Origin of the sequence: Reichenbachiella sp. (assembly GCF_039944555.1) — a bacterium.
Lineage (GTDB): Bacteria > Bacteroidota > Bacteroidia > Cytophagales > Cyclobacteriaceae > Reichenbachiella.
In genome coordinates this window covers 15447-33271 of the sequence record NZ_JBDUYN010000012.1, presented here as the reverse complement: position 1 = coordinate 33271, position 17825 = coordinate 15447, and the positions used below count along the sequence as shown (strand labels likewise).

Here is a 17825-nt window from a genome sequence, read left to right as displayed (position 1 = left end):
TCTAACAGAAAAGCAATGTAAAGAAGGCTTATTTTATATCAAATTCTTTTACTAGTGAACTAATTGGGACAGCCTTCACCTCGTCGCCTTTCAATAAGAATAGAATGTTTGCCGTCTTTCCAATTAATACACCTGAAATAATTTCATTATCGACTAATCGAATATTAATGGGTGCAGTTTTTCTAATTTTCTCACTACTGTCTACTGTATAAACATTGGCGGCAATGAAGAGATAGTAAACAAAAAGCCCAGAAAAAGCTGCAAATCTAAATTTTTCATACCAGTCTTTTTTATGCCAACCAAGGCTCATCACGGTATATGATTTTTCATGCTTTTCCCTCCAAAACAGATCCGCTTTAAACAAAAGGTAAGATACCAATAGTGACACCAACGTAAATAGTAAGATTTTTGGATCGGCAAACGGTACAATCAGAAAGTCAAATACATCGACATAGTCAAATATATTAATGCCAAACTCGGAGAACTTATGAAAATTAAATATCATCCCTACTGCCACTCCAAATACATAAGCAATTGTAATAACGGATTGAGTTTGCTGTGCGATGATTTCGAATGAATTTTTTGAATCCTCCTCTTTCATTTAATTCTTATTTGGAACCAATTTAACAAAAATCAATTGACAAGGCATAAAAAACGGGTCGCTGATACCTACGACCCGTCCAACTTATCCAATTCAAAAACATCAATTGTAAGTCTTGCTCAGCTTTTCCCAGTTAGAATCCGCTTTTTTCTTTAAGTCACTGTGATTGTTTTCATCCTCCCAAAGTTGCTTGGCATCTACTTCCAGATTGTTTAGATATAGAAAGTACTTCCCGTCTTTTACTATAAAATTGTTGGGGTCCACACGAAACTTGGCACCAGCATATACCCCGAAAGCGCAGTAGCCACCATATTGAGGCAAGTATTTCTTAGGGTTTTTCTTGAAGGTTGCCTTTTGATCTGCAGAGGTAAAATAATAGGTCACCCCTTCGTGGGTTGCTTTGTAGTCCTTTTTCCCTAGTTGTGCCTTGCCCAGGTCCAAGTAAGAAACAGGACTGTAGCCTTGCAGGCCCACACCACTGTTGTCTATGTTGTAAGCTTGTTTGTCTTGTGCCTGAATGCAGCTGGTTGCCCATACAGTCAGCACCATGAGTGATAATATTTTTATTGTCTTCATGATTTTATTAAGAATTAATGGTTAGAAATTAATTGGCGTTGAAGTATTCTTCAGCCACGACTAGTCCTTGATCATTCCAGATTCTTCTGATGATTTCGTGCCAGAGGATATGACTCCCGTCTTTCATTTGAAAATCAAAAGTGAATTCTGATGCACTGACCTGACCATCCACGAGGGTATGATGATGTTTGATGCCATTTACTTCGGCAATGGCTCCGGTAAATCCCTCCATCTTCTCGATCATTTGAGCCTTGTTTTGGGTTTTCACCTCGCTGTAGTCTGAGCTCGAAGCGGTCTCGGCAAAATAAGTTTTCACGGCATCTACGATGGCTCCTTGAGCCACGAGTGCGTCCATTTCTTGTACTTTGTTTTGAATGTCCATTTTTTTTGTTTTTAAAATTAGAAGCCAAAGATCGCCGGCTCTAATCAGGACATGGCTACAAAAAAAGGACTACTGCTTGTACTTTTGATTTTGAAATTCGGTGGGCGTCAGGCCCGTATAATGTTTAAAGAAAGCAGAGAAATGATTCGGTTCTTCAAAGCTCAGTTGCCTGGCGATTTGTTTAGGTGAGACCTGTAGGTCAAGTAAATTCTTTGCGGTATGGATCAACTCATTTCTTATCAATTGACCTAACGAGGTGTTCATCTTGGTCTTCACTTTTCGTGACAAGGCTTTCACGGACAGGTGCATTTTGTCGGCATAAAATTCCAGCGACCGGTTTTGGCTGTGATGGTTTCGAAGCAAATCATGAAGATCCTGGGCAAAGAGATCTCGGCCTTCGAAATCAAAGTCTACCCGAAAGTCCATGGGGTTTTTCCCGGTGGCCTTATTAAAAACACGATTGAAGTAGGCTGGATCCTTAAAGCCCAAATCATAGGCAATTTCTTTGATGCTTTTGTCTGAAAAGGACACCTGTTTTTGAGATTCGAGCAATCGTTTTTGCGACAGCAGGCCTCGTACGGTGAGCCCTATCTTGTCTTTGACTAAGCTCATGGCCTCATGCCCATTTTCTTGTAAAAGCGAGGTTAAATCCTCACTGGTGAGATGATTGGAGTACTCTCTGTCGATGACATCTTTTACGTCGAATATCAGATGATACTCATCTTTTTTAGCATTGAATGGGTTTTGCCAATACCACTGCTCAGAGGATACATCTATCAGTGAGCCGACATCTGGGGTAAAAACCGCTTGGTTTAGATATTTCTGGCAGTCCTCACACTCCGCAAAATTGATATATCCTAGAGACACAAGATGCTTAAACAAGACCCGAAACTCCGTGCTCTTAAAAACATCTTCGTCTGCGAAAGTGATTTTACGAATGCTAAAGTTGTCGGACGAGAATTTGATGTACTGGCCCTTGTTGAGGTAAATAATTTTGTCTTGCCAGTCGAAATAATTTTTGAAATCCACCTCTATGCTGCCACTACCTGAAAGCACATGATACAAGCTATATTCATTAATGAAATAGACTTTATTTATTTCCGGTGAAAACTTGGTAACCAATTAGCTTGTTTTACTGAACGATCTGTTTTTATGATAATCAAACGTTAGGGTGAATCCCAAAGGTTCCCTGCATGTAGTGAATCAGTCGCTTTTCCAATCTGAGCTTGCTAAGACCACTGATGTTTCTACTTGTCGGTCAGGTATTGACCAATAGGTTTTCAGTAACCTATTTTTCTCATCATTTGGTAATTGCCTGAATCCAAATTTTTTGTAAAAGCGAATTGCCCAAGAGGCATCAACCCAGGTTCCAATGAGAATCGGCGTTTCAGCCATTTCCGTTAGATGCCTCAGCAGTTTTTTCCCAATGCCTTTTTGTCTCTCAGTGGTACGGACGTACGCATGGCGTATGAGAGTTACATCTTCCTTAAATTGAATACCCATCACACCCAAAATTTCCTGACCGTCAAGGTAATTCCAAAATTCAACTCCTTCATTTATCTGCAGTTTCAACTCTTCTTTAGTCATGTACGGTTCTTTCCACCTGTCAGAAGGAATGATTCCTTTATAAGCTATTGAAGCATCGTTGATTATTTCATATACTGTATTGAAATCCTTTTTCGCATGACTTTTTGTTATCATCTCTTTTCTATTTTTTTTAGATTCATTTTTTGTGTTGAATTCAGATTATTTGAAACCCAATCTTGGGCGATGAAATATCTAAACGATAAAAAAATTACCACGGCCATTAAATTCTATTGAAAAGAGCTATTTATACTGTGGGTTCGTTCAGGTAAGGCCTTATTCGCTCTTTTGAAACCAATTCTTCATTTTTATGTGAATCTATTGTGATACTTTTATGTTGTCTTTGCACAAAAGGTTTGAAATTATGAATGCACTAAAAATTGTCATGCTGTCGTTGAGCTTGGTTTTTGTATCCGCCTGTACTACGCAAAGTCAGGATCGGGTAAGTTCACCAGTCAAACAGAAGGTCATCAAGACAGATACCGAGTGGAAGGAAATCCTAAGCCCGCTTCAATACCATGTCATTCGTGAAAAGGGAACCGAAAGACCCTGGACAGGAGAGTACAACAAATTCAAGGGCAAAGGGACTTTTCTTTGCGCGGCTTGCCAAAACCCTCTGTTTGAGTCCAAAACAAAATTTGATTCGGGTACCGGTTGGCCTAGTTTTTATACCTATGCAACTGATACCAGCTTACTTGATTTGGCTGACTACAAATATGGCATGGTCCGTACCGAAGTAGTATGTGCGAAGTGTGAGGGACATTTGGGTCACGTGTTTGAAGATGGCCCACAGCCTACCGGACTGCGCTATTGTATCAATTCGGCAAGTTTGGTTTTCAAAGAAGACTAGTGCTTAAACCGATACCTCGTCAACTTCATCAATTTCTCCGAAGTTACTTTTTTATAAGGTGCTTCCTCATTTGAAAAGGTTGGAGGTGCTATTCCAAGATTCTTTGCTGCCCTTTCATAAAAAGTCTGTCTGCTTTCGTCAGTAGGGGAACAAGCATTGAATACTTCCCCCCAGATGTTTTGTTCGATGATGGTTTGAATCACTCCCATACAATCATCCAAGTGAATTATGTTGACCGGACTATTGGCCCCAGCCAAATTTTTCTTCCCAGTCAAAAACCGACCAGGATGTCGATCAGGCCCGTACAGACCACCAAACCGGATCACGGTAGTTTTAAAAGAGCGGTCTTCAACAAACAAGTTCTCCATTTCCAGCAACGGAATTCCTCCCCGCGTAAGGCAGGCTGATGAAGCCTGCAATTCGTTCACCTCATTGTTTTCTGCCGGGTAAACGGCCGTGGAGCTAATAAATATGATATGGCCTATTTTATCTTTTGCCTCTTTGCTGATCGCTTTCAGTTGGTCCTTATGAAAGTTAGCGATTCCGTCTCTGTTTCTCGGTGGTAGATTGATCAGCAGTATCTCAGCATCAAAAAAGTCTTTAGGATCACTCGTGAGTTCCGGAGTTAATTGTAAATGAAAAGGAGAGATGCCGGCCTCATGGAGCATGTCGAGCTTTGATAGATGGGTTGTACTTCCTTTGACTGTATAGCCAGCTGCTGCCAAATGTCTTCCTAATGGAAGCCCCAACCATCCACAGCCTAATATACTTATCGTATTCATTCGGCGAAGTTAGGCAGTTATGTCAAGTTTAATGTCGCGAACATGAGGCCTTCGTCCGTTCATCAAAGTTTTCTTTGGTCCAGGCCTGGACTAATATACCTTGCACAGTAAAAGTCAAAAACTCATTAACAATGAAAAAATTATTTACAACATCTTGGTTGATCGTGGGAGTGGTTTTACTCTCTTGTGGTCAAGAAGCAACGCTCAACTACAGTATCAATTTGAATGATCGCAGCGATGACGAATTCAAAGTAACGCTCGATGTAGAAGGGCTAAGCAATGAAAACGACATATACCAGTTTGCCGCAACGGCACCAGGCACTTACCAAACCATGAACGTAGGCCGGTTTGTAAGAACTTTCAAAGCTTACGACAAAAAGGGAAAGGAAATTGCAACGGAAAAAATGAGCGAAAATCAATGGAAACTCTCCGAGCCAAAAAAAATCAAGAAACTCGAATATACAATCGCGGAAACCTGGGATACACCCGAAAATGGCATGAAGTTTTATAAAATGTGCGGAACTTCTATGGAAGACGACCATGTGCTTTTTAATGCCCACTGCGTGATTGGCTACCCCAAAGGATTGCAGTCCGAACCGCTAACTCTGGCATTGGATTACCCTGAAAACTGGAATATTGGTACGGCACTTTCCAAAAATGATAAAGGTGCGTACTATGCTCAAAGTTTCGATCATGCCGTAGACTCCCCAATACTCATGGGCCGTCTTACCGAAGCTAGCGCAGATTTTAATGGAACGAAAGTGGAATTGTATACTTACAGCAAGACCGATAAAATTAAATCTGCCGATTTGCTCGAGAGCATGAGTGCCATGTTGGAGGCCGCCAACAAATTTGTTGTTGAATTTCCGGTAGACAGGTACACTTTCTTGTTTCACTTCGAAGATCACAATGCCGGTGCTTGGGAGCATTCCTATAGTTCGGAATATGTATACATAGAAGATGACTATGCCGTAGATGGGGGTGCGAAAATCACAAGTACTGCTGCGCATGAATTCTTCCATATCATTACACCACTCAATATTCACAGTGAAATCATCGAGCAGTTCAACTTTGTGACACCGACTCCATCTAATCATTTGTGGCTTTATGAGGCCACCACGGAGTGGGCCTCTGATATGATGCAAGTGAGAGGTGGTATCATGACCGTTGATGATCTTTTGGGTCAATTGAGGTATAAGCTGAGAGTAGATGCAGGATATTTCGATTCAAACTATAGTTTGGTGAAGCTGGCGGAAACCTCTTTTAGTCCCGAAGGCCAAAAACAATACTCCAATATTTACTACAAGGGTGCGGTTATTATCAACATGCTTGACATTCTGTTGCTGGAAAAATCTGATGGAAAACGTGGACTTCGGGAAGTCGTCAACGAATTGTCAAAAAAATATGGCCCGGAAAGAGCATTTCCTGAAGCGGACTTTTTTGACATTTTTGTGGAAATGACCTATCCGGAGGTAGCAGACTTTTTTGATAATTATATCAAACAGGCTAAGCCTTTACCATTAGAGGAATACTATGCCAAGGTAGGGGTCAAATACAGCGCAGAGAAAACCGTCGGAGACGGCGATGAGGCAGAAAAAAAACCGTTTGTTTTCGAAATAGATCCTGATGCCACAGAAAAGCAGCTTGCCTTGAGGAAGGCATGGACCACAAATTTTTAATTGAATTAAGGAAAAGCGTAAAATGGAAAATGGCGGTCAGGTTGAGGATTCGAAACCAGGCAGCCATTTTTTTTTGCCGCAGCAAAAAGGATTATTGATTTATCTTAGACCAAATTTAGACTACAACAATTAACCATGTACAAGCTATTAACGATTCTCATAAGCATTTGCTCATTGCTTTCGGCTCAAGCGCAAGAAAAGAAAAAAGAGGAATGGAAGGTTTCAGAACCTACCTTGCCCTTTCAGGAAACCAAGATCTCAACCGATGAAGGCACCTGGATGAGCGTGGATGTAAGTCCCGACGGTTCTCTGATCGTTTTTGACCTCCTTGGAGATATCTACACTTTGCCAATCGGTGGAGGAAAGGCAACAGCAATAAGGGAAGGCCATGCTTTTGAAGTACAGCCAAGGTTTAGTCCAGACGGGTCACAAATCAGTTTTACCAGCGATGCAGGTGGAGGAGACAACATCTGGGTGATGAACACGGATGGTTCGGACGTCAAACAAGTGACCAAAGAAGATTTTCGATTACTAAATAATGCCGTTTGGTCTGCAGATGGCAACTATCTCTATGCCAGGAAGCATTTCACATCCCAACGATCTGCAGGTGCCGGAGAAATTTGGATGTATCACAAATCAGGAGGAAAAGGCATTCAACTGGTTGAGAAGAAAAACGAGCAACAGGACATTGGCGAACCCTGGGCTTCGGTCGATGGCAAGTATGTCTACTATAGCGAAGATGTGTATCCCGGTGGTTTTTTTCAATACAACAAGGACCCCAATAGTCAGATCTACGCAATTAATAGATATAACCTGGAAAAAGGAAAAACAGAGCGAGTGACCGGAGGAGCTGGGGGGGCTATACGCCCGGTGGTATCGCATAAGGGAGACCAAATGGCCTTTGTCAGACGCGTCCGCGAAAAAACAGTCCTTTATTTGCACGACCTGAAGTCAGGCAAAGAATGGCCAATCTACGATGACCTGACCAAAGACCAACAAGAAGCCTGGGCTATCTTCGGACCCTTCACTGGGTTCAACTGGACACCGGATGACCGACACCTAGTGATTTGGGCGAAGGGTAAAATCAGAAAAATTGATGTTTCTTCACTTGAGGCAAGTACAATTCCCTTTCAGGCGGAAGCGACTCACAAGATTGTAAATGCGCTGAAATTCAAAAATGATGCAGCACCAGATGAATTCAATGCAAAAGCCATTCGCCAGACTGTCACTTCACCTGACGGAAGTACGCTGGTATTTAATGCTGCAGGTTACCTGTGGAAAAAGAGCCTGCCAGATGGTACCCCAACCAGGCTGACCAATGGAACCGACTTGGAGTTTGAACCGAGCTATTCCAGAGATGGAAGGTATCTGACCTATGTAACCTGGAATGACGACAACATGGGAGCCATCTTTAGATTGGATATGAGCTCATCAAAGAATAAGCCAGTGAAGCTGACAAGCGAAAAAGCCATTTACCGGGAACCCTCCTTTCACCCAGCGGATAGAAACACCCTCGTCTACAGAAAAGAAGGAGGCAATGGGCATCAAGGATATGTACATACCAAAGAGCCTGGACTGTATCTTCTAAAAGTCAGCTATTCCAAAAAATCAGGTTATCAGTCTAAGGCAGAGAAAGTGATTGACGAAGGAGCTTACCCTACTTTCAATCAAACAGGAGATCGGATTTATTATCAAACTGGCGGTTATCTTTTTGGTGCTTTAGAAAAGATGCTAAAATCAGTCAAGCTGGATGGCACAGACAAAAAAGAATTGGTGAAGTCCAAATATGCACAGCGGATCATACCCAGTCCGGATGAACAATGGGTCGCTTTTTCCAACCTGTACAAAGTGTACATCGCAGCCATGCCTTTGGCCGGCAAAATCCTGGAGCTGGATGGAAAATCGACAAACGTACCTGTGGCCCAGGTGGCCAAAGATGCCGGAATCAATTTGCACTGGTCGACTGATTCTAAGAAACTCAACTGGACTTTGGGGGAAGAATATTTTACTAACGCCATCAACGACAGATTTCTATTTCTGGAAGGAGCCCCGGACAGCATTCCTAAAATGGATTCAGTAGGGATAAAGATCAATTTGAAACTGGCTTCGGACAAACCCAAAGGAAAAATCGCTTTTACCAATGCCAGAATCATCACCATGAAAGGAGATGAGGTCATTGAAAAAGGAACCGTTGTGATAGAAGAAAATAAGATCATAGCTGTAGGCGCAAATGTATCTGTGCCAGCGGACGCCAAAGTAATTGATGCTGCAGGCCAAACGATTATGCCTGGATTGGTAGATGTGCATGCGCACCTGCGGGCCTTCAGATACGGACTGAGTCCTCAGCAGCACTGGCAATACCACGCGAACCTGGCTTATGGTGTCACCACCACGCATGATCCATCCTCTAATACAGAAATGGTTTTCTCACAATCAGAAATGGTGAAATCCGGTGCCATGGTCGGACCCAGAATTTTTTCTACCGGTGTGATTTTGTATGGCGCAGATGGAGATTTCAAAGCGGTAGTCAACAATCTGGAAGATGCCCGATCGGCGATTACCCGAACAAAAGCATTCGGTGCCTTTTCGGTGAAAAGCTACAACCAGCCCAGACGAGATCAGCGCCAGCAAGTCATTCAGGCTGCGCATGAGCAGCAAGTAGAGGTAGTACCGGAAGGAGGCTCCAACTTCTTTCATAATCTATCCATGATCCTGGATGGGCATACCGGAGTGGAGCACAATTTGCCTGTGGCGCCACTATACAATGATGTGGTTCAGCTTTGGTCTGCGAGCAAAACGGGCTATACGCCTACTTTGCTGGTTAGCTATGGTGCTGTCAGCGGGGAATACTACTGGTACCAAACCACCAATGTCTGGGAGGACAAAAAGTTATTGAATTTCACCCCAAGAGGAACGATTGATTCCCGCTCCAGACATCGTACCATGATCCCCATGAATGAATATGACAATGGACATATCCTGGCTTCGCAAAGTTGTAAAAAACTAACAGACGCCGGAGTAAAAGTTAACTTAGGCGCGCATGGTCAGCTTCAAGGATTAGGTGCCCACTGGGAACTTTGGGAATTGGCACAAGGAGGTATGACCAATTTGGAGGCTTTGCGGTCTGCCACCCTGAACGGGGCCAATTACATCGGAATGGATGACCAAATAGGTTCTATCGAAGTGGGAAAATTGGCGGATTTGATCGTGTTGGATAAGAATCCTTTGGATGACATTCAAAATTCCAATTCTTTGGTATACACGATGATCAATGGGCGTCTGTATGATTCAGAGACCATGAACGAAGTGGGCAACTACAATCAACCCAGAGGCAAGTTCTATTGGGAGCAGCACGGCTACGCACCTGCTTTCGACTGGCATGGAGCCAATGAAGTGGGTTGCTCTTGTAGGATTGGGCATTGATCATTTAACTTTTTGATAGGAGTGACTACTGCTTTGCAGATAGTCACTACTCTTTATGCACATGCACATCCATTTGTGGAAATGGAATGTTGAGGCCTTCTTTGGCAAAGGTCTTATAGATGTTTTCGTTCATATCAAAGTGCACGCCCCAGTAATCTTCTGCATTTACCCATGCCTTTACAGCAAAGTTTACCGAGCTATCCGCCAAAGCTGATACCGCAATAAAAACCTCAGGGTCTTTATGAATTCTTTCATCAGCATCTGCCAGACCTTTGATCACACTTTTGGCCTTGTCTACATCATCTCCATAGCCAATCCCAAAGGTCCAATCCACCCTTCTTTTAGGTTCAGTAGAGTAGTTGGTCATACTACTGGTAGAGAGCCCGCCGTTGGGGATGATGATGGTTTTGTTGTCTGGGGTTTTCAAAAAAGTATTGAATATCTGGATGGCATTTACAGTGCCACTATACCCTTGCGCATCAATATAGTCACCAACTTTGAAAGGTCGGAATATCAAGATCATTACTCCTCCTGCAAAATTTTGAAGCGTTCCAGACAGGGCCATACCCACGGCCAAGCCGGCGGCTCCAAGCACAGCTATCAACGACGTCATTTCGATGCCCATGGTGGTCAAAACAGAAATAACCAAAATAACCTTGAGAAGCATGGACACCAGACTGACCATAAAGGGCTTCAACGACGCATCTAAGTCTCGTGCATCCAGTAGTCTTTTAAAGCCTCCTGAAAGGGCTTTTACTATCCAGAATCCAACGATCAGTACCAAAATGGCACCGACTAATTTTGGTCCATAAGAAAAGATAAGTTCAAGAATTTGCGGCATTAATTCATCAAGAGTCATAAAACTGAGGTTTGTTCGGATGAAAGATAAGTCATTCTAATAATAGCAACAATGGCTTAAAGAGTTTTAGGGTAGCATGGAGTTCGTGGGTATTTTCCGAATCACCCAATTGTAAGGCAGTCCATAGGCCGATTTCTCACCACTAGCATAATAGAGGTACGCTCCATCTGCTGTTACATATGGGTTTCCTAAATTGTTCGTGTTAATCTTATCAGCTAGTCTTATGCATTCACCCCAGGCCCTATTTTCTCGATAGCTTATAAAAAGCTCTTCTTTATTCTCCACGATTTTAGCAAAAATCAGATAGGACTCATCAGGTGAAATAAAGGGGGTAAGGCAATTGTAATTGAAATCAGAAGGCAAATTTAGTCTTTGAGCCTCCAAAAATTGCTCGCCACTTTTGTCTGCAAAATAAATGGTGAGGTTGCTATAGTCAGTGTTGGCAACATGGAAATAGAGTCTTCCAGATTGGGTCGAAGATGGATGAGAAACCAGTTTCTGACTCAGGTGGGGAATATTTACAAACTCAGGCGTGCTCCAGCTGGCATCTATTCTTTCACAATGCCAAATATGCCAGGTATCGGGAATGGTGTCCGACCCGACAGGACGGGTAGAGCTAAAATAGAGTTCGCGCCCATCTGGCGTGAAATGAACACCATGCTCGTTGTACTCGGTGTTGAAAAAGGCAGTATCTGGTTTTGTCCATTGCTCATCTTTTTTGCTGGTGCTCATTATTGTGAATGTACCATATTCAATGTCTGAGAGCGTATAGTAATAGTCATTTTGATCGAATGAGAATACACCGGCATGTGCGATTTGGTTCTCAGGAATAAACTCAGATAAAAAGACTTCCGGTTCTACCGCATCTGATTGCGTTTGATGAGACTTATTCTGGCATGCAATTATGCCTAGGAGTAAAAAAAGGTAATATTGTTTTATCATTTCTTGTCAAAGGGGTGTGTAAATGTCACATAGCCGAAGGAAACAGCAAATATCCCACATATAGCAGTCATTGCCCATGTGATTCCATCTTCTTTAGATTTGAGATAAGCCATAGTAGTCACTAAAAAGTAGACAAAATTGGCCGTCATCAAAGGTTTGCCGTATATCCCTCCCAAAATATTGGACCGGGTCATCCAGTTCAATATTCCAAAAGCCAGTAGAGAAGCACCTAAAGTCTGCGATATCAAAACGCTCTTAGATACCGAATCTATTCGAAGAACCTCATTGATTTCGTGAGGCAAGAAGGTAAACAGCAAGCCAAGTACGAAAAAGTATAGCGCACTTGAGATCATTAGTATTTTAGTTTTCATGACACCAAATCAAATGATTAATCAAGTTTTCTCTGCTTTATTTTCACTCATGTGGATAGGACAGCTTGAAAAAGTCATGCCCTATTTATATAGCAATATTACGGTAATAGATATTTCACACCAATTTTAGTTAAGCGGATAGCTTGTAAGTCAACCCATTCTTTTTGTAAGCTCTAGTGCAAACAGGGTCAAAAAAATTTCAAATTCAGGGTATGATCTAAAAAACAGCCTTATGAAAAAACTACTAAACTTATTACTTTTTTACCTGATCATGAGCAGTACTCATGCCCAGCTCACCAGTATTCCCAGCTTCGGTTCTAATCCCGGGAATTTGTCCATGTACATTCATATACCAGGCAATATGCCTAGTAATGCCCCTCTTGTCTTAGTGATGCACGGATGTTTGCAATCAGCCAGTTCTTATTCCAATGAAAGCGATTGGAATACGCTGGCAGACACATACAAATTCTATGTGATTCATGCCCAGCAAAAAAATGCCAACAATTCATCAGAATGCTTCAATTGGTTTGAGACCGGGGACATTAGTCGGGGTTTTGGAGAAGCCGCCTCCTTAAAGAACATGACCGACTACATGAAAAACAGCTATTCTGTTGATAACAGCAAGGTTTTCGTCACCGGGTTTTCTGGCGGTGGAGCGATGGCTACTGTGATGTTGGCCACTTATCCAGATATATTCAGTGGAGGCGCGATCATGTCAGGCTTACCGTACAAAGTGGCGACCTCAAGCACTAGTGCATTCATGGCCATGTTCGGAAACGTAAATCAGTCTCCCGCTCAATTAGGTAACAGTGTACGTGGCGCATCAAACCATACAGGTCCATGGCCTAAAGTTGTCACCTTTCATGGTTCTTCAGACTACACGGTTTACTTCATGAACCAAAACGAGATCATGGAACAATGGACTAACTTTCATGGCATTGATCAGACCGCTGATGCAACGGATAATTCCTTTATGGGCAATTCTTCAGTTACCAAAAGTGAATTTCATGACGGGAACGGCGTGGCGCAAGTCGTGAATTATTCCGTTAATGGCATGGGGCATACCATTGCCATCGATCCCGGAACTGGCCCTACTCAGGGCGGAAATGACGGTTCTTACACCAATGACGTCGACTTCTTCTCTTCCTACTGGGCAGCAGACTTCTTCGGTATTACAGGGTCCAGCACACCGAGTCTCAATGCACCCACCAACTTGACGGCCACGACTTCTTCCTCTTCGCAAATAGACCTTACCTGGACAGACAATGAATCCACAGAAAATGCCTACTACGTGGAGCGATCATTGTCATCAGGGGGGGCTTTCACAACAGTGGCAACTTTAGCGGTTAATTCAACGAGTTACAGCGATGTGTCTTTAGCTGCGTCGACTACTTACTACTATCGAATAACAGTTGGAGACGCAAACTCAAATACCGCTACTAGCCAGGAAGTGAGTGCAACCACCCAATCTGGTGGTTCGGGGACCCCGCCTGCCCCGCCTACAGGTTTGAATGCCACATCTACGGGTTCATCCTCTGTACAAATCAATTGGCTAGACAACTCGAACAATGAAGATTCATTTATACTGGAACGTTCCCTGGATAATGAAACCAACTATGTAGTCATTGCCAATTTATCAGCAAATACCATAAATTATTCTGATACAGGACTGAACCATTCTTCTACTTATTATTACAGAGTTAAAGCCTCAAACAACGAAGGGCCGTCTGCTTATAGCAACTCTACCGGTGTGACCACCGATGGTGAGGCTACGATCGTGACCCTGGGCAGTACTTCTGGAAATGGCATACTCAGTTACTCGAACAGTAACGCTATGGGGCAATCTTTCACCGCTACTTCTGATGGTCAAGTATTAGCAATAGATGTCAAACTGGTCTTTGCAATATCAGGCTCTGTGCTTAAAGTATTTCAGGGAAATTCATCCTCGGGAACGCCTGTGTATGAGCAGACCGGCATTAGTACGGGAAGTGGATGGCAGACCATTACGCTCGACACACCTTTCGATGTCATTGATGGCCAGGTCTACACATTTATTATTACCAATTCATCGATTCGGTATGCGTATACCAATACCTACAATGGAGGAAATTATTGGTACAATACAATCCCTTATGGCGTTTTTGATGCCGCATTTACAATATCAATTAGCACCTCCTCCTCCTCTTCCAGACATATGGATTTCATTACTGATAACTTCTCACCTTCCAAAGAAATGAGTGTTTATCCAAATCCAAGCTCAGGGAGTTTTACGCTTCAACTAGCATCTGAGGTTAACTCCGGAAGGTTAGAATTGATATCGGCTACAGGACAAATTCTATTGAGGCAGGTAGTGAAAGGGCCACAAGCTATCATCAGCACTGAAAGGATAAAGGCCGGACTATATATTATGAGATTTAGAGCAAAGGATGTTTTGGTACAGAAACAAATAGTCATTCGGTAAGAAGCCTTCTTCACTTTTTAATCCACCCAAACAAAAAGGACCAATTATTTAATTGGTCCTTTTTTTATCAATCTTAACTATTCTTGGGCTTACTCCAGTTCCTCGTAATTCACATAGTCCCCACCTTTGAAAGTGCCACCGTCTTTCGACTGGCTCTTTTCTTTTGGATTGTAATCAATAATCACGTTACCATCTTTTGGCTGACGTTGTTGCGTCTGCTGGCCTTGTGAGTGATATGTCTGCTGACGTGTCTGGCTGGAAAAGCCAGAAAACAAAGTGCGCAGAATAAAACCACCGAGCTTGGAGATGATATAAATGAACAAAAATAGAAGGAGTAAAAACTTAAACATAGTTTCTTTTACTTATCGACTGAGATATAGGTTTCGTTCGGCATACAATTCCATGAAATAATCGTCCATTAGATCATCAATGAAATAGATAGATTCACCGGTAGATTTCATCTCTGGCCCTAGCTCCTTGTTCACATTTGGAAACTTATGAAAAGAGAATACCGGCTCTTTTATTGCGTAGCCATTTTTCTTAGGATTGAATTTGAAGTCTGTCACCTTCTTTTCTCCCAGCATCACCTTTGTGGCATAGTTGACGTAAGGTTCGTCGTATGCTTTACAAATGAAAGGTACGGTACGCGACGCTCTTGGATTAGCCTCAATGATGTAGACTTCGTCATTTTTCACAGCAAACTGAATGTTGATTAAACCTACGGTCTCAAGTGCTAAAGCAATCTTTTTAGTGTAGTCTTCAATTTTTCTAATCACCAAATCACCTAAATTGAAAGGAGGTAAAACTGCAAATGAATCGCCGGAGTGAATACCTGCCGGTTCGATATGCTGCATGATACCAATAATGTAAATATTTTCACCATCACAAATTGCATCAGCTTCGGCCTCCATAGCACCATCCAGGAAGTGGTCCAGCATTACACGGTTGCCCGGAATCTGTCTAAACAGTTCTACCACATGAGACTCCAATTCTTCTTCGTTGATCACGATTTTCATGCCCTGACCACCAAGCACATAGGATGGTCTTACCAGGAGAGGGAAACCTAAATCTTTTGAAAGCTCCAAGGCTTCATCGGCAGTTTCGATTACGCCAAATTTTGGATAAGGGATGTTTTGTTCTTTCAGGAGTGTTGAGAATGACCCTCTGTCCTCCGCTAGATCCAAAGCTTTGTAACTCGTACCAATAATTTTAATACCATAGCGCTCAAGCTTTTCAGCCAATTTCAACGCAGTTTGTCCACCTAATTGTACTATCACACCTTCCGGTTTTTCCAAAAGGATAATTTCATAAATGTGTTCCCAGAATACCGGCTCGAAGTACAGCTTGTCGGCAATGTCAAAGTCGGTAGACACCGTTTCAGGATTACAATTGATCATGATGGTCTCGTAGCCACATTCCTTGGCCGCGAGTACTCCATGAACACAAGAATAATCAAACTCGATGCCCTGACCGATTCGGTTTGGACCAGACCCTAATACTACTATTTTCTTGTTATTAGAAGGAGTTGATTCATTCTCATCTTCAAACGTCGAGTAGTAGTATGGTGTCTTGGCATCGAACTCTGCCGCACAGGTGTCGACTAGCTTGTAGGTTCGTTTGATATCAAATTCCTGTCTTTTCGCAAAAACTTCACTTTCCAGGCAATCAATCAAATGTGCGATTTGCCTATCCGCATAGCCTTTCTTTTTAGCTTCCAAAAGCAAGTTTTTCGGAAGGGTATCTAGCTTATAGACTTCTATTTTGTTCTCGAGTGCGATCAGCTCTTCGATCTGATTCAGAAACCAGGGGTCGATCCTAGTCAGGTTGTGAATGGTCTTGAAAGGAATTCCCAATTTGAATGAATCATACACATGGAAGAGTCTGTTCCAGCTTGGATTTTTCAAGCTATCAAGCAGTTCGTCATGACTCTTGAGCTCTCTCCCGTCGGCACCCAGACCGTTTCGTTTGATCTCAAGAGACTGACATGCTTTTTGCAAAGCCTCCTGAAAGTTTCTTCCGATACCCATGGCTTCGCCTACAGATTTCATTTGCAATCCCAGGTGACGGTCAGCGCCTTTGAATTTGTCAAAATTCCAACGAGGTACTTTTACGATTACGTAATCGATGGTAGGCTCGAAGAATGCAGAAGTCGTTTTTGTGATTTGATTGTTGAGCTCATCCAGGTTGTACCCAATGGCCAATTTCGCAGCAATTTTCGCAATAGGATAACCAGTGGCTTTCGAGGCCAAGGCCGAGGATCTCGATACTCTAGGGTTGATTTCAATACCAATGATTTCATCAGTTTCCGGATGTACTGAAAATTGGACATTGCACCCACCGGCAAACTCACCGATACCAGCAATCATTTTGATAGCCAGGTTTCGCATGTTTTGATAAACCGTATCTGGCAATGTCATGGCAGGAGCTACCGTGATAGAGTCTCCGGTATGTACACCCATTGGATCGAAGTTCTCTATCGAACAAATAACGATGAAGTTGCCGATGCTGTCACGCATGATTTCGAGCTCATACTCCTTCCAGCCCATGATGCTTTGCTCTATAAGCACTTCATGAATGGGGGAAGCATGCAAACCGTCATTTAAGGCCTTCTCAAAATCTTCTGGGGTTTCTACAAATCCACCGCCAGCACCGCCCAGTGTATATGACGATCTGATAATGAGCGGAAACCCAATTTCTTGTGCAATTTCTTTTCCCTCAAGGAAAGAAGTCGCCGTTCGCCCTTTACAAACACCAACGCCCAATTCCTCCATCAGGAGTCTGAATTTCTCGCGATCTTCGGTCGTCTCGATGGCGTCGAAATTAGAACCGATCACACGAATGTTGTGTTTTTCCCATATGCCTGCTTTGTCACAGTCCATGGCCAGGTTCAATGCGGTCTGACCACCCATAGTAGGTAGCACCGCATCAATGTCGTGCTTTTCGAGAATTTCCCGGATTGATTTTTTTGTAAGGGGTTTGAGGTAAATGTTGTCCGCTGTTACTTCATCAGTCATAATGGTAGCCGGATTCGAGTTGATCAATGTCACCTCTATTCCTTCTTCCCTAAGTGATCTTGCTGCTTGTGATCCGGCGTAATCGAATTCACAGGCCTGACCGATTACGATAGGGCCGCTTCCGATGATAAGTACTGATTTAATGCTATTATCCTTTGGCATTGCGGAGTGTTTTTTTAGTTAATAAGGGTACTCTAAAATTGCGCAAAGTTAGAAGCAATTGTGCGTAATAAAAAGGTTTAAACTCATTGTCTTAGATTTTTATTACACACTCAATGTTCATCTTCTTGCTGATTAAGAA

General features: G+C 42.7%; 15 protein-coding genes. 4 read left to right on the top strand and 11 right to left on the bottom strand.

Features of this window, described 5'->3' with window-relative positions:
* Positions 1 to 28: 28 nt before the first annotated feature.
* From ABJD64_RS17690 to ABJD64_RS17670, 5 genes are all read right to left on the bottom strand, one after another.
* The gene (locus ABJD64_RS17690; protein ID WP_348180929.1) at positions 29 to 601 is read right to left on the bottom strand and encodes a hypothetical protein; all 573 of its coding nucleotides are present in this window, start codon (positions 599 to 601) and stop codon (positions 29 to 31) included.
* Positions 602 to 703: 102 nt separating this feature from the next.
* Positions 704 to 1177 carry a YHS domain-containing (seleno)protein gene (locus ABJD64_RS17685; protein WP_348180930.1) on the bottom strand — a complete coding sequence of 158 codons (474 nt, stop codon included), beginning with the start codon at positions 1175 to 1177 and terminating at the stop codon, positions 704 to 706.
* 28 nt (positions 1178 to 1205) lie between these two features.
* Positions 1206 to 1559, bottom strand: coding sequence for a hypothetical protein (locus ABJD64_RS17680; RefSeq protein ID WP_348180931.1), 354 nt, complete (start codon positions 1557 to 1559; stop codon positions 1206 to 1208).
* 69 nt (positions 1560 to 1628) lie between these two features.
* The gene (locus ABJD64_RS17675) at positions 1629 to 2681 is read right to left on the bottom strand and encodes an AraC family transcriptional regulator (protein WP_348180932.1); all 1053 of its coding nucleotides are present in this window, start codon (positions 2679 to 2681) and stop codon (positions 1629 to 1631) included.
* An 81-nt stretch (positions 2682 to 2762) separates the two neighbouring features.
* On the bottom strand, positions 2763 to 3260 hold the full coding sequence (locus ABJD64_RS17670; protein ID WP_348180933.1) for a GNAT family N-acetyltransferase: 498 nt from the start codon (positions 3258 to 3260) through the stop codon (positions 2763 to 2765).
* Between the two features lie 247 nt (positions 3261 to 3507).
* Here ABJD64_RS17670 and msrB point away from each other — a divergent pair, with 247 nt between their 5' ends.
* A complete protein-coding gene (msrB, locus tag ABJD64_RS17665) occupies positions 3508 to 3993 on the top strand; it encodes a peptide-methionine (R)-S-oxide reductase MsrB (protein ID WP_348180934.1) in 486 nt (161 codons plus the stop codon).
* Here the strand turns inward: msrB and ABJD64_RS17660 are convergent.
* A complete protein-coding gene (locus tag ABJD64_RS17660) occupies positions 3990 to 4775 on the bottom strand; it encodes an SDR family oxidoreductase (protein ID WP_348180935.1) in 786 nt (261 codons plus the stop codon). The genes msrB and ABJD64_RS17660 overlap by 4 nt on opposite strands.
* Positions 4776 to 4906: 131 nt before the next feature.
* Between ABJD64_RS17660 and ABJD64_RS17655 the strand changes: the two genes are divergently transcribed.
* Both ABJD64_RS17655 and ABJD64_RS17650 read left to right on the top strand, forming a co-directional pair.
* A complete protein-coding gene (locus ABJD64_RS17655) occupies positions 4907 to 6454 on the top strand; it encodes a peptidase (RefSeq protein WP_348180936.1) in 1548 nt (515 codons plus the stop codon).
* A gap of 135 nt (positions 6455 to 6589) precedes the next feature.
* Positions 6590 to 9877 (top strand): amidohydrolase family protein, encoded by a 3288-nt coding sequence (locus tag ABJD64_RS17650; RefSeq protein WP_348180937.1) that lies wholly within the window; start codon positions 6590 to 6592, stop codon positions 9875 to 9877.
* Between the two features lie 46 nt (positions 9878 to 9923).
* On the opposite strand, the gene ABJD64_RS17645 is transcribed toward ABJD64_RS17650, so the two are convergent.
* The 3 genes from ABJD64_RS17645 to ABJD64_RS17635 all read right to left on the bottom strand — a co-directional run bounded on the left by ABJD64_RS17645 (position 9924) and on the right by ABJD64_RS17635 (position 12049).
* Positions 9924 to 10736 carry a mechanosensitive ion channel domain-containing protein gene (locus tag ABJD64_RS17645; protein ID WP_348180938.1) on the bottom strand — a complete coding sequence of 271 codons (813 nt, stop codon included), beginning with the start codon at positions 10734 to 10736 and terminating at the stop codon, positions 9924 to 9926.
* Between the two features lie 66 nt (positions 10737 to 10802).
* On the bottom strand, positions 10803 to 11678 hold the full coding sequence (locus ABJD64_RS17640) for a hypothetical protein (RefSeq protein ID WP_348180939.1): 876 nt from the start codon (positions 11676 to 11678) through the stop codon (positions 10803 to 10805).
* A complete protein-coding gene (locus tag ABJD64_RS17635; protein WP_348180940.1) occupies positions 11675 to 12049 on the bottom strand; it encodes a hypothetical protein in 375 nt (124 codons plus the stop codon). Before ABJD64_RS17635 ends, ABJD64_RS17640 begins: the two co-directional genes overlap by 4 nt.
* Before the next feature lie 232 nt (positions 12050 to 12281).
* Between ABJD64_RS17635 and ABJD64_RS17630 the strand changes: the two genes are divergently transcribed.
* Positions 12282 to 14510, top strand: a complete 2229-nt coding sequence (locus ABJD64_RS17630) for a PHB depolymerase family esterase (RefSeq protein ID WP_348180941.1) — start codon at positions 12282 to 12284, stop codon at positions 14508 to 14510.
* Positions 14511 to 14599: 89 nt separating this feature from the next.
* On the opposite strand, the gene ABJD64_RS17625 is transcribed toward ABJD64_RS17630, so the two are convergent.
* Entirely contained in the window at positions 14600 to 14860 is a 261-nt protein-coding gene (locus tag ABJD64_RS17625) for a DUF4834 family protein (protein WP_348180942.1), read from the bottom strand.
* Between the two features lie 12 nt (positions 14861 to 14872).
* The gene (gene carB / locus ABJD64_RS17620) at positions 14873 to 17686 is read right to left on the bottom strand and encodes a carbamoyl-phosphate synthase large subunit (RefSeq protein WP_348180943.1); all 2814 of its coding nucleotides are present in this window, start codon (positions 17684 to 17686) and stop codon (positions 14873 to 14875) included.
* Between the last annotated feature and the right edge of the window lie 139 nt (positions 17687 to 17825).